This window comes from Rhizobium sp. P2_G2, from assembly GCF_056403555.1.
This window is the reverse complement of sequence record NZ_JBFUFF010000020.1, coordinates 1-11582: the sequence shown is the minus strand read 5'-3', so window position 1 is coordinate 11582 and position 11582 is coordinate 1. Positions and strand designations below refer to the sequence as shown.

The 11582-nt window shown below is 60.5% G+C and carries 13 protein-coding genes; 6 read left to right on the top strand and 7 right to left on the bottom strand.

All coding sequences use genetic code 11. The annotated features are described in order from the left end of the window. Positions 1-41: 41 nt before the first annotated feature. Complete coding sequence (locus AC1D06_RS16495; RefSeq protein ID WP_477876855.1) at positions 42-620, bottom strand: NADPH-dependent FMN reductase; 579 nt, start codon at positions 618-620, stop codon at positions 42-44. 181 nt (positions 621-801) lie between these two features. Between AC1D06_RS16495 and AC1D06_RS16490 the strand changes: the two genes are divergently transcribed. Next, a complete protein-coding gene (locus AC1D06_RS16490; protein WP_477987052.1) occupies positions 802-1257 on the top strand; it encodes a T6SS immunity protein Tdi1 domain-containing protein in 456 nt (151 codons plus the stop codon). A 28-nt stretch (positions 1258-1285) separates the two neighbouring features. Here the strand turns inward: AC1D06_RS16490 and AC1D06_RS16485 are convergent, their stop codons facing one another. After that, a complete protein-coding gene (locus tag AC1D06_RS16485; protein ID WP_477987051.1) occupies positions 1286-1669 on the bottom strand; it encodes a winged helix-turn-helix transcriptional regulator in 384 nt (127 codons plus the stop codon). 286 nt (positions 1670-1955) lie between these two features. Between AC1D06_RS16485 and AC1D06_RS16480 the strand changes: the two genes are divergently transcribed. Genes AC1D06_RS16480 through AC1D06_RS16470 form a run of 3 tightly spaced genes read left to right on the top strand, consistent with a single transcriptional unit; the run spans position 1956 to position 5422 of the window. After that, positions 1956-3734 (top strand): acetolactate synthase 3 large subunit, encoded by a 1779-nt coding sequence (locus AC1D06_RS16480; protein WP_477987050.1) that lies wholly within the window; start codon positions 1956-1958, stop codon positions 3732-3734. A 22-nt stretch (positions 3735-3756) separates the two neighbouring features. Then, the gene (ilvN, locus tag AC1D06_RS16475; protein WP_477876860.1) at positions 3757-4332 is read left to right on the top strand and encodes an acetolactate synthase small subunit; all 576 of its coding nucleotides are present in this window, start codon (positions 3757-3759) and stop codon (positions 4330-4332) included. 7 nt (positions 4333-4339) lie between these two features. Then, positions 4340-5422, top strand: coding sequence for an FUSC family protein (locus tag AC1D06_RS16470; RefSeq protein WP_477987049.1), 1083 nt, complete (start codon positions 4340-4342; stop codon positions 5420-5422). Between the two features lie 20 nt (positions 5423-5442). Here AC1D06_RS16470 and AC1D06_RS16465 read toward each other — a convergent pair whose 3' ends face one another. From AC1D06_RS16465 to AC1D06_RS16455, 3 genes are all read right to left on the bottom strand, one after another. Next, a complete protein-coding gene (locus AC1D06_RS16465) occupies positions 5443-5922 on the bottom strand; it encodes a DUF2269 family protein (protein ID WP_477987047.1) in 480 nt (159 codons plus the stop codon). Next, positions 5922-7196 (bottom strand): SDR family oxidoreductase, encoded by a 1275-nt coding sequence (locus tag AC1D06_RS16460; protein WP_477987046.1) that lies wholly within the window; start codon positions 7194-7196, stop codon positions 5922-5924. Before AC1D06_RS16460 ends, AC1D06_RS16465 begins: the two co-directional genes overlap by 1 nt. Before the next feature lie 145 nt (positions 7197-7341). Beyond that, positions 7342-8184, bottom strand: coding sequence for an aldo/keto reductase (locus AC1D06_RS16455; RefSeq protein ID WP_477987045.1), 843 nt, complete (start codon positions 8182-8184; stop codon positions 7342-7344). Positions 8185-8627: 443 nt separating this feature from the next. Here AC1D06_RS16455 and AC1D06_RS16450 point away from each other — a divergent pair, with 443 nt between their 5' ends. Next, positions 8628-9092 (top strand): ester cyclase, encoded by a 465-nt coding sequence (locus AC1D06_RS16450; protein WP_477987043.1) that lies wholly within the window; start codon positions 8628-8630, stop codon positions 9090-9092. Positions 9093-9139: 47 nt separating this feature from the next. On the opposite strand, the gene AC1D06_RS16445 is transcribed toward AC1D06_RS16450, so the two are convergent. Then, positions 9140-10036, bottom strand: a complete 897-nt coding sequence (locus AC1D06_RS16445) for a LysR family transcriptional regulator (RefSeq protein WP_477987042.1) — start codon at positions 10034-10036, stop codon at positions 9140-9142. 109 nt (positions 10037-10145) lie between these two features. On the opposite strand from AC1D06_RS16445, the gene AC1D06_RS16440 reads away from it, so the two are divergent. After that, positions 10146-11114 carry a zinc-binding alcohol dehydrogenase family protein gene (locus AC1D06_RS16440; RefSeq protein ID WP_477987041.1) on the top strand — a complete coding sequence of 323 codons (969 nt, stop codon included), beginning with the start codon at positions 10146-10148 and terminating at the stop codon, positions 11112-11114. Positions 11115-11273: 159 nt separating this feature from the next. Here AC1D06_RS16440 and AC1D06_RS16435 read toward each other — a convergent pair. Beyond that, positions 11274-11582, bottom strand: a 309-nt coding sequence (locus AC1D06_RS16435; RefSeq protein ID WP_477987040.1) for a transposase, incomplete at its 5' end; no start/stop codon positions are given.

The window sequence follows — 11582 nt, the reverse complement described above, 5'->3', positions numbered from 1 at the left end:
GGTCGCCGTCTCGTTCGGACGGCAACCCATTGGTGCGGCGCTTATTTTTCGCGCGCAGCCTTCAGCGCATTCGTCCACCAGAGGAGCTCGTCCAGCATCGTCTTGGCTGTATCGATCAGGTAGGGATAGTCGGCCATGGTCTTGCCTTCGCGCATGATGCCGAGCAGCTCGGCCATGCCAATATGGACCGGGTATTTCAGCGAGGCGACCTGCAATTCGGCGAGGATGCCGCGCAGATGCTCGACGGCGCGGGCGCCACCCGAGCCGCCATAGGCGACGAAGCTCGCCGGCTTGCGGTTATATTCCTTGTAGGCGTAATCGAGCGCGTTCTTCAGGACGCCGCTGATCGAATGATTGTATTCGGCGGTGATGAAGACGAAGCCGTCGAGGCTGGCGATCTTCTCGCCCCATTTGCGCGCCACCTCGTTTGCCGGCGGCACGAACAACGGCGACGCCTTTTCCTCGAAAAACGGCAAGGGGAAGTCGCGCAGATCGACGATTTCGAAATCCGCGTCGTCGCGCTGACGGGCAATATCCATCAGCCAGTTCGTCGGGTTGTCGGCAAAGCGACCCTGACGCGTGGTGGAGATGACGATGCCGATCCGGGGTTTCGTAGCCATGTTCGCTCCTTATGCTTACGAATGGTAAGCAATGAATTAGGAGTAACCGAATGAGGCTGCAAGACGGCACTTTTTGGGAAGTGACTTACCTTTTGGGAACCGGCGAAACGGCTGCGATCGGTACTTCTAAAACGACCATGCAAAGCTTGCGGCCGATAATAATCTCGGCCATGCTCCACATATGGACCACGCAACCGAATATCTCATCCCTTTCGTTCAGTTCCCGCTCGACATCGATCCTTGGCCTGAACTTTCCGGCTTCGTGCCGTTCGCGCGCAACTGCTTTGCCGACGTCTTTCTTCTTGATGAGATTGGGCAGGTCTATTTTTTTGATATTTCGTTGTCGGAGCTTTCAAAAATTGCAGAAGACCGGGATGAATTTCTATCCTTGATATCCGACGATCGCGATGGATGGCTGCTTCAGCCACTGGTGGATGCCTGTCGTCATGCCGGCCTCGGTCTGAAGGAAGGACAATGTTACGGGTTTAGACTGCCAACCCTACTTGGCGGTGAATATCGTATCGAGAATATTTGCGTGGCGGTCTTGGATGAATGGATGCCCTTCATGCGGGATTTGCACCGTCAGGTCGGTCACCTTCCCGACGGAGCAACCGTGGACATAGAGTTTGTGGATTAGAGAGCGGGCTCATCCCGGATCTGTGCGATCAGCGCGAGCCGATTGATTTGCTTGTCAGATCGAAATTGACCTGGGCTTGCACGATGGCGGCACGATTGTCCATGACCCACCGGCCGATCGGCTCCAGTGCGCCTTTCAGCGATTGACCAAGAACGGAAAGCTCGTAGTCGACGCGCGGCGGGATCGTCGGGTAGACGGTGCGGATGACCAGGCCGTCGCGCTCGAGATTGCGCAGCGTCACCGTCAGCATGCGCTGCGAAATGCCGGGAAGCGCGCGATGCAATTCCTTGAAGCGCAAGGGTTTGTCGTTCAGCGCCCGCAGGAGCAGGATCGTCCACTTGTCGCCGACCCGGGAAAGGATATGGGCGACGGGGCGGCAATCTTCGGAATGGTGTTCGTGAACCTTGGTCATCGGCGCATTGTAGCAGGAAGCTTTCGGCGGGCAACCGGCCCATCCAAGGGTTAAATGGTGCCGGACTCTGCAATTGTCCAATTGACGGCGGGCGAATTTGCGGTTACCACAGCGCCATGATGATCAAGATTGCAAACATTCTTGTAGTGGGAAGGCGCATGGGCAGGATGGTGTAACCATCCGGCGTTAGCCACCCATGCGCTGAACGAGGCTCCTCCGGGGGCCTTTTTTTATGCCCGCAAACTTGGTAATCCGCGCGATACACGAAGGGAAGGACTTGAGGACAATGGCGAGCGACGACAATCGAATGACTGGAGCGGAAATCGTTCTGAGGGCGCTGAAGGACAACGGCGTCAAGCATATATTCGGCTATCCGGGCGGCGCTGTGCTGCCGATCTATGACGAGATTTTCCAGCAGGACGACGTCGAGCATATCCTTGTGCGGCACGAGCAGGGCGCCGGCCATGCCGCCGAAGGCTATGCTCGCTCCACCGGCAAGGTGGGCGTCATGCTCGTCACCTCCGGTCCCGGCGCGACGAATGCCGTCACGCCGCTGCAGGACGCGCTGATGGATTCGATCCCGATCGTCTGCCTGAGCGGCCAGGTGCCGACACCGCTGATCGGCTCCGACGCCTTCCAGGAATGCGATACCGTCGGCATCACCCGGCCCTGCACCAAGCACAACTGGCTGGTCAAGGACGTCAACGATCTGGCGCGGATCATCCATGAGGCCTTCCGCATCGCCCAGTCAGGCCGGCCGGGTCCAGTCCTCGTCGATATCCCCAAGGATGTTCAGTTTGCCACCGGCACCTATACGCCGCCGTCTGCCGTTCCGGTCGAGACCAATTACCAGCCGAAGATCCAGGGCGATCCTGCCGAGATCGAAAAGGCCGTCCAGGCAATGGCCGGGGCGCGGCGGGGCATCATCTATTCCGGCGGTGGCGTCGTCAATTCGGGGACGGCTGCCTCGACATTGCTGCGCGAACTGGTCGAAGTCACCGGCTTTCCGATCACCTCGACACTGATGGGCCTCGGTGCCTATCCGGCCTCCGGTCCGGCCTGGCTCGGCATGCTCGGCATGCACGGCACTTACGAGGCCAACATGGCGATGCATGACTGCGATGTCATGCTGTGCGTCGGCGCCCGTTTCGACGACCGCATCACCGGTCGCCTCAATGCCTTCTCGCCGAATTCGATCAAGATCCATATCGACATCGATCCGTCCTCGATCAACAAGAATGTCCGTACCGATATCCGCATCGTCGGCGATGCGACTTCGGTGCTTGAAGACATGCTGCGCACCTGGCGGTCTTCGGCCAAGACCGCCGACAAAAGCCGGATGAGCGACTGGTGGGAACAGATCAAGCGCTGGCGCGGCCGCAATTCGCTGGCCTATACCATGTCCAACGACGTGATCATGCCGCAATATGCTATCGAGCGGCTCTATGAACACACCAAGAACCGCGACACCTATATCACCACCGAAGTCGGCCAGCATCAGATGTGGGCGGCGCAGTTCTATCACTTCGAGGAGCCGAACCGCTGGATGACCTCGGGCGGCCTCGGCACGATGGGCTATGGCCTGCCGGCGGCTTTGGGCGTGCAGATCGCCCATCGCGATGCGCTGGTCATCGACATTGCCGGCGACGCCTCGGTCCAAATGACGATGCAGGAAATGTCCTGTGCGGTGCAGCACGACGCGCCGATCAAGATCTTCATCTTGAACAACCAGTATATGGGCATGGTACGCCAGTGGCAGCAGTTGCTGCACGGCAACCGGCTGTCGCATTCCTATACCGAGGCCATGCCGGACTTCGTCAAGCTGGCCGAGGCCTATGGCGCGCATGGCATCCGCTGCGAAAAGCCGGGTGACCTCGACGATGCGATCCAGGAAATGATCGATGTGAAGAAGCCGGTCCTGTTCGACTGCCGCGTCGCCAACCTGGCCAATTGCTTCCCGATGATCCCGTCGGGCAAGGCGCATAACGAAATGCTCCTGCCTGACGAGGCAACGGACGAGGCGGTGGCCAACGCCATCGACGCCAAGGGCCGGCAGCTCGTTTAATAAGAGATCCAGAGGAAACACCATGAATGCAGCGCATCTTCAGCCGACCGGGTCGGCCTATTTCATCCCCAAGGAGACCGAGCTTGCGGAAAGCCACACGCTTTCCATCCTCGTCTCCAACGAGCCGGGCGTACTCGCGCGGGTGATCGGCCTGTTCTCCGGCCGCGGCTATAATATCGAGAGCCTCACGGTTTCAGAGACCGAGCATCGCTCGCACCTGTCGCGCATCACCATCGTCACGCGTGGCACGCCGCATGTGCTCGAGCAGATCAAGTCGCAGCTCGAGCGCATCGTGCCGGTGCACCGGGTCGTCGACCTGACCAACCGGGCACGCGAAATGGGCCAGGATCGGGCGATCGAGCGCGAACTGGCGCTGGTCAAGGTCACCGGTCATGGCGAGGCGCGGGGTGAAGCACTGCGTCTGGGCGAAGCGTTCAACGCCAAGGTGACTGACGCGACGGTCGATCATTTCATCTTCGAGATCACCGGCAAGTCCTCGAAGATCGACCAGTTCATCACCATCATGCAGCCGCTCGGGCTGATCGAGGTCTGCCGCACCGGCGTCGCCGCGATGAACCGTGGTCCTCAGGGCATGTGATTGGTCGATGCGCTGGCCGAAAGTCACCACACGAACGATTGATGAGATCGAATGCGTCGTCTCGGTGCTTCTGGCCATCGCCTTTGCCCATCTGCTTGATGCCAGGAATGTGTCCTGGGCCGCGTTTTCCGGATACATGGTCATGCGCGGCCATGTATCCGAGACTTTTCCGCGCGGCGCGCTCAGGATCGTCGGCACTGTGGTCGGTGCGGCGATTGGCCTGGCGGTCGTTCCCTTCGTCTATAGCCAGCCGATCCTGGTCGCACTATCGGCCGGGATCGTCGGTGGGCTTGCGCTCTATCGCAGCCTGACCGCCAAGCATTCCTATGCCTGGCTGTTTGTCGGCCTCACCTTCGTGATGATCCTGTTCGACAAAGCTCAGCATCCGGATGCGATGCTGAGCGGCTTCGCTCGGACGCGTATCCTCGAAATCGTTGCCGGCACCAGTGCCTGCGTGCTGGTGAGCGCTATCTCGACAGTGACCGTGCGCCGCACCTGGCCTGGTGTACCCGGGCCGCCGGCGCGCGAGGCCGGCTGGCATCCGCATGCGGCGCTACATGCGGCGGAAGGTGCCTCGGCACTGCTGCTCCTGCCGTTGATCGGCTGGCTGTGGCCGCGGCCGGACCTGGCGCAGGCGGCGGTGACGATCATGGCGGTGATGCTGCTGCCACTGAGTACGATCGAGGTCAGCGGCTTCATGCCAGTCACCTATCGCATGGGCCTGCGTGTTGCCGGTTGCCTGGCAGGCGCGGGTTTCGCCTTTGTCTTCGTCGTCCTGGGCGGCGGCGGGTTGGCGCTGCTGTTGCTCGGCCTGGCGATCGGTGTGCCGATCGGCCGGCATATCGAAAACGGCAAGGGCAGGTTTGCCTATTCCGGCGTTCAGTTCACGCTGGCTCTGCTTGTCGTGCTCGTGCCCGACAATTATTCCCGCGTGGCGATCGATCCGGTCTATGAGCGGCTGCTCGGTATCATTCTCGGCGTGGTGTTGCTGCAGCCGGTTCTGCTCGTCTGGCACGCTGCCTTTTCAGGCCGGCGCGCGGTTGCGCGGGGCAGGAGCGGCGACGGCCCTGACCCCAGCAATGCCGCATGACATAGCGAATAATAATAAATTCAGAAGAGCCGGATATCTGGCTTGGCCAGCATCAGCCAGACAATGGCGAGCACGGCGGCGAAGGCGGGGAAGCCGCAGGCGAACCAGATCCGGTAGAGCCTGAACCATTCGGGCGGCARGGGCGTACTTTGTGCGACCGCCTCGCGCGCCATGTCCCTCAGCCGCGTCTGGATCCAGACGACCGGCAGCCAGAACAGGCCGGTGAGGATATAGAGCGCCAGCGACAGCAAGAGCCAGCCGTCGGACAGCGACCAGCCGACGCTGCGGGCGAGAAAATAGCCGGTGATCGGCTGGGCGATGACGGCGGTGGCGGTAAACAGCGTGTCGGCGACCACCACCGTGTCGGCGACATGGGCGATCAGGTCAGGCTTTTCGGTGCGCCGGGCCATGACCATGAAAAAGGCAATGCCGGCGCCGGTTCCGAAAAGCACGGTCGCGCCGATGACGTGCAGTAGGCGTAGAATGACTTCGAGATCCATCAACGTTCATCCAGGATGGCCAGTGTCGCCAGCGACAGGATGATCGCCGGCAATACCTTGACGTATGGGCCGAGCGGATCGAGCCAAAGCGATGTTTCGAGAATGCTGCCGCCGATGAGATAGAGGCAGGCCAGTGCGATCTGCCCGATCAGCGCCAAGCGCGACAGTGGCCGGTAGAGCACGCCAAGCCCAAGCCCGATATCGAGGAGCGAGGTGATGATCGTCACGGCATCGGCAGCGGCCGTCGGCATGAAGGGCAGGAAATGCGCCGACGCCGGTGCGATATCGATCAGGGCGATCGTACCGGACAGGAACCAGAACAGCGCCAGTGCAACGACCATGACCGGCTTCATCAGATAGAGCCGGGCGAACCACAGGTCCTGGACGCCGGCAGGGTAGGCGGCGAGCGTGTCGCGCGTCGAGCGAAGCGGAACGGCGACCATCGGCTCGGCCGCCTCGATGCCGGCCGACATCACCCGCATCGCCGTCGTGCGCAGCGGCGAGCGCCAGCCGAGCAGGCCGGAAAGATCTGCAAGCCGGGAGATCGCCGCACCGATCGCCGGCGCCAGCGGCAGGATGCGGGCCGGCGCCAGTCCCAGCCAGGCGCGGTGCAGCCGGACAAGTGCGGCGAGATCGAGCGCGTCGCCGGCAAGTTCCGTATCGGTGCCGGGCGCCAGCCTGCCGCTCAGCGCCGCAGCCACCGCCTCGACCACGTCGTCGAGCGCCACGGTATGCACCGCCTGGTCGGCATAGACGAGCGGCATAGTGAGCGGCATCGAGGCAAGCGCTCTCAACAATGCCGACCCGCCATGCGCATTGCGGCCAAGAACCAAAGCCGGGCGCAGGATGACATGGGGGAGGCCGGACCGCTTCAGCGCTGCGTCGGCGCTCGCCTTGGTGACGAGAAAGGGCAGGTCGGCGGCGAGGTCGAGGCGGGCGGAGATCTGCACGACCTGGCCGACGCCGGCTGCCTTGCAGGCGTCGTAGAGCGCCAGCATCGCGTCTTGCTGGGTGGCCGCAAGATTGTCGCGCAGGCCATCCTGCAGAGCGCCGGCGCAATTGACCACGGCCTCGATGCCTTCGAGCAGCGGCATCCAGCGTTCGGGTTCGGTCAGGCTGGCGAGGTCGGCCTTGATCCAGCGCGCGGTGGGGAACCGGTTCTGCGCATGGCCGATGTCGCGGCCGAGGCCGGTGACATTGCAGCCGGCGCGGGCGAGCCGCGCGAGTACCGCCGAACCGATGAAGCCGTTTGCACCGAGAATCAGGATCGTCATGATGGATGGTACCACAGATGGATTTGGTGGGCGGTGCGCGGAACGGCGGACCTTCTCCCCGGGGGGAGAGGGAATCTGCCTTTGACGCCCTGCCACAAGCAGCGTTGCACTTATATGATTGCCCTGCGCAGCAATGCGCCCAACTCTACAACATCTCCAACGGTCGCTTCCGCGCTGGCGGCGAGAAGGCCTCGTCCAGAGCCTTCCAGTCGGCGTCGCTGACAGAGAGTTCCACCGCGCCGCGGTTCTCGGCGGTACGGGCGCGCTCCGACGTCTTCGGGATGGCGATGATGTCGCCTTGCCTGAGCAGGAAAGCCAGCGCGAGTTGCGCTGGCGTGGCCTGATTGGCTTTGGCGATGCGGATCAGTTCGGGGTGGCTGAGAAGCTTGCCCTGTTCGATCGGCGAATAGGCCATGATGGGCACATTGCGTTGCCGGCACCAGGGCAGCAGATCATATTCCGGGCCGCGGCGGGAGAGATTGTAGAGAATCTGGTTGGTCGCGCATCGTTCGCCGCCCGGAATGTCGAACAGTTCCTCCATGTCGTCGGTGTCGAAATTCGACACGCCCCAGGCGCCGATCTTGCCGGCCTGTTTGAGGGTCTCGAAGGCCTCGATCGTCTCGGCCAGCGGATGCTCGCCGCGCCAATGCAGCAGGTAGAGATCGATCGTGTCGACACCCATGCGCTTCAGGCTGCGCTCGCAGGCCGCGATCGTGCCGTCGCGGCTGGCATTCCAGGGATAGACCTTGCTGACCAGGAAGATATCCGGACGACGCCCTGGGATCGCCTCGCCGACGATCTCCTCTGCGCCGCCCTCGGCATACATTTCGGCGGTGTCGATCAGCGTCATGCCGAGGTCGATGCCGGCATTGAGGCTGTCGATCTCGCGCGCGGCATCGGCCTTGCGCTCGCCCATGTTCCAGGTGCCCTGGCCAAGGGCTGCGACCTCGCGGCCATCCGGTAGCCTGACGTGTGGTATTTCGGACATTCTTGCCTCTCAGTTCGGACTTCCAGCCGTAGCATAAGCAAGCCTCGGTCCGCGGCACAAGCCGGTTCAGGTGTTGAACTGCCGGTACAAGTGTCGGCACTGCGCCACCGCATGCCCGCTGACGATATACTCGGCCACCACCGAGCGACCCGATGGGGCGCCTTCGACAATGGTGAGGAGGCCGCCCGCCTGATACGCGCGGTGCGGACACTTACCTTCCTTCCAGAAGCGAATGGCGGCGGGGAAGGGACCTTACCCGATTACCCCGCAGTGGCCCGCAATCCCAGTACTTGAAAAATTTTGTTTCTAGTCTCGATCAACACCGCCAGTTTATCGAGTTTTTGCAAAAACCTATTGTTTATCCGGCGGTCAACAGCGCGGCGACTTCACTGGCCGGGCTGGTTCCTTGGCCCGCCGGACCCATTTGAAAAAAGGAAGCTCCCTTGATTGAATCCTCCCACTCAGCAGCGTCATCCGTCACCCAGCCGTCGGCTGTGACCGACACTAACCGACGGCTCCTGGACGCGTTTGTTGACTTCATCAACACTGCTGACGAAGGCAAGGCCAACCGCCTCGTATCGCCAAGCGCAACATTTTTCGTTCCCGGCCGCATCGAGCCATTGATGGGTCCACCCGGTTACATGCAGATCATAGGCATGATGCGAAGCGGCTTTCCCGATATCCAGTGGACACTCGAGGATGCAGTGTTCGGTCCAGACAAGATCGCTGCTCGCTTTACAATGCATGGCACCCACAACGGAAGCTTCCTTGGTGTTTCGCCGACTGGAAAGGCCATTTCGGTCACTGCAATCAACATCTATTATCTGCGTGATGGCCAGATCGTTGGGGAATATGGTCAACCTGATTTCTTGGGTCTCATGCGGCAAATCGGCGCCATTCCAGGATAGTCACGCCGAGAAATCGTATACCGGGACCGTGCTGCAGCATGTCGGAGTCACTTTACCTTCTCACTTCCGAACTCGGTTGCCGCGAAATCAAGGAAACTGCGCAGTTTGGGTGTGACCCTTCTGTCGGGCGCGTAAAGTACGTGCAAGTGACGCGTCGGCACCTGATAGCCAGGCAATAGAGGGACAAGTTTCCCAGTCTCTATTCCTTGGCGCAACAGCTCAAGCGGCTGAAGAATGACCCCTTGTCCGGACAGCGCCGCGCTCAAAAGGGCTTCGCCGCTGTCCATCATCAACTTTCCCGCAATGGCGACGCTGCTTCGTCCGTCGGGTCCGTCGAAAGTCCATTCCGTCCTCAAGCTGGTATGCGAGAAAATCAGACATTCGTGTTGGCTCAGATCGGCAGGCGTTTGCGGGATACCATGCAGTTTCAGATAGTCCGGCGAAGCGCAGATACCCAAGCGATAGGGGTTGAGTCGTTTGGCGATCAAAGCGCTGTCGGACAAGTCCCCCACGCGGAACACGGCGTCATAGCCCTCGTCAATCAAATCGATGAGACGGTTTGACAAAGACAGTTCAACCGAAATCTGGGGATAGGTGCGCATGAACCCTGGAAGTTTCGGAGCAAGCAGATGGATGCCGAATGTGACGGGGGCACTTATTCTCAGCCTACCCCGCGGTATGATGCGGGTCTCCTCTGCCAGGGCTTCCGCGGCTTCGACCTCTGCAAGGATATTTTGCGAGCGCTCGTAATACTGTTTGCCAATGTCCGTCAGATGCTGACGGCGTGTGGTTCGGTTGAGAAGCTTGACACCCAGATAATTCTCGAGCGCCTGCACGTGCTTTCCCACGAGCTGCGGCGAGGTGCCGAGCGCCTCGGCTGCCGCGCTGAAAGAGCCCATTTCCACGGCTTTGACGAAAATACGCATGCTTGAGAAGCGATCCATTGGAAACATTCTGTTGCAGGTGTTGATTAGGCAGCGCCATTTATCACGAATTTGTTTTTGATCACATCTGTGTGCAGCATTCGTTCTCCAACTGGAGTTGATCTATTCCATGAAAGCAGTTGTCGTTCACGCGCCTGGGCCGGCAGACGTTTTGAAGCTTGAAGATAGACCCCTGCCGGACGCGAAGTCGGGTTGGGTGCTGATCCAGGTCCATGCATTCGGCTTGAACAGGTCCGAGCTTTTCACGCGGCAGGGACATTCTCCCAGCGTCGTCTTTCCCCGCATCCTGGGAATCGAAGCCGTCGGCGCGGTGGTCTCCGCGCCGGGCGGTGAATTCCACGCGGGCGATATCGTGGCGACTGCGATGGGCGGCATGGGCCGTGCCTTCGACGGCGGCTATGCAGAATTTACACTTGTTCCAGCCGCGAATGTTCAAAAGCTCAGAACCAATCTCTCCTGGGATGTTCTGGGTGCTTTGCCCGAAATGGTGCAGACGGCGTGGGGCGCCCTGGAAACGGCGCTCCACCTGAAGCCAGGTGAGATCCTGCTCATACGCGGCGGGACGACATCGGTTGGCCTGACAGCTGCGATCCTGGCCAAGCGTCTTGGCGCTCATGTGATTGCGACCACCCGGAGGCAAGATCGTCGGTCGATGCTTCTTGAAAACGGCGCTGACGAAGTCATCATCGATCCAGGAGAAATCGCGGCAGATGTGCGCCGCCTTCACCAAAGCGGAGTTCATAAGATATTTGAACTCGTTGGAACGACGACCCTGACGGACAGCCTCAACTGTGCCGCCAGGGGCGGCAGTGTGTGCATGGCAGGAATGGTCGGAGATGCCTGGGAGTACCAGCGCTTCGCACCCATGGAGATTATTCCGACGACCGTCAACCTGACCACTTACTCCGGCGGAGCCGATGATTTTGTCGCTACGCCTTTGCAAGACATCATCGGCGAGGTCGAAGCCGGACGGTTCAAACCGCCGATTGGCCGGGTATTCAAGATCGATGAAATCGTCGAGGCGCACCGCGTCATGGAACAAAACCTCTCCGGCGGAAAGATCGTCGTGCTGACCTGACATCCGCGATCGCCGCCGCCGCATCCTTCGAAGACGTCTGTTTTGTCCGGGATGCGCCCTTGCGGCAATCTCCCCCTTGAGGGCAGGGCAATTGCATATGACAAAGCCCCTGTCCACCTTATGGGGGGCCGAAGGACTGGTCGAGACTAGGCCGTAGACTCATAACGCGTTGATCCAGATGCGGGTAGCAATGATTTTGGCGGCGGCAAGGAAATTGGCTGGGTTCTTGTCGTAACGTGTTGCCATAGCTCGATATTGTTTGAGCTTATTGAATAAGCGTTCGACGAGATTTCTTTGCCGATAGACCCATCGGCTGAAGGAAAAGCTGTCCTTGCGATTGCTTTTGGCTGGGATATTGGCCCAGGCCTTCTTTTCCTTGGCTTGTGCACGCAATGCATTGGTATCGTAAGCTTTGTCACCAAGGATGATCGTGCCCTCGCGCATAACGCTCAGCATCGGCAGTGCCAT

What these genes read in the sequence shown, in the direction of transcription:
- AC1D06_RS16495 (WP_477876855.1), bottom strand. Translation starts at nt 620, where the DNA reads ATGGCTACGAAACCCCGGATCGGCATCGTCATCTCCACCACGCGTCAG.
- AC1D06_RS16490 (WP_477987052.1), top strand. Translation starts at nt 802, where the DNA reads ATGGACCACGCAACCGAATATCTCATCCCTTTCGTTCAGTTCCCGCTC.
- AC1D06_RS16485 (WP_477987051.1), bottom strand. Translation starts at nt 1,669, where the DNA reads ATGACCAAGGTTCACGAACACCATTCCGAAGATTGCCGCCCCGTCGCC.
- AC1D06_RS16480 (WP_477987050.1), top strand. Translation starts at nt 1,956, where the DNA reads ATGGCGAGCGACGACAATCGAATGACTGGAGCGGAAATCGTTCTGAGG.
- ilvN (WP_477876860.1), top strand. Translation starts at nt 3,757, where the DNA reads ATGAATGCAGCGCATCTTCAGCCGACCGGGTCGGCCTATTTCATCCCC.
- AC1D06_RS16470 (WP_477987049.1), top strand. Translation starts at nt 4,340, where the DNA reads ATGCGCTGGCCGAAAGTCACCACACGAACGATTGATGAGATCGAATGC.
- AC1D06_RS16460 (WP_477987046.1), bottom strand. Translation starts at nt 7,196, where the DNA reads ATGACGATCCTGATTCTCGGTGCAAACGGCTTCATCGGTTCGGCGGTA.
- AC1D06_RS16455 (WP_477987045.1), bottom strand. Translation starts at nt 8,184, where the DNA reads ATGTCCGAAATACCACACGTCAGGCTACCGGATGGCCGCGAGGTCGCA.
- AC1D06_RS16445 (WP_477987042.1), bottom strand. Translation starts at nt 10,036, where the DNA reads ATGGATCGCTTCTCAAGCATGCGTATTTTCGTCAAAGCCGTGGAAATG.
- AC1D06_RS16440 (WP_477987041.1), top strand. Translation starts at nt 10,146, where the DNA reads ATGAAAGCAGTTGTCGTTCACGCGCCTGGGCCGGCAGACGTTTTGAAG.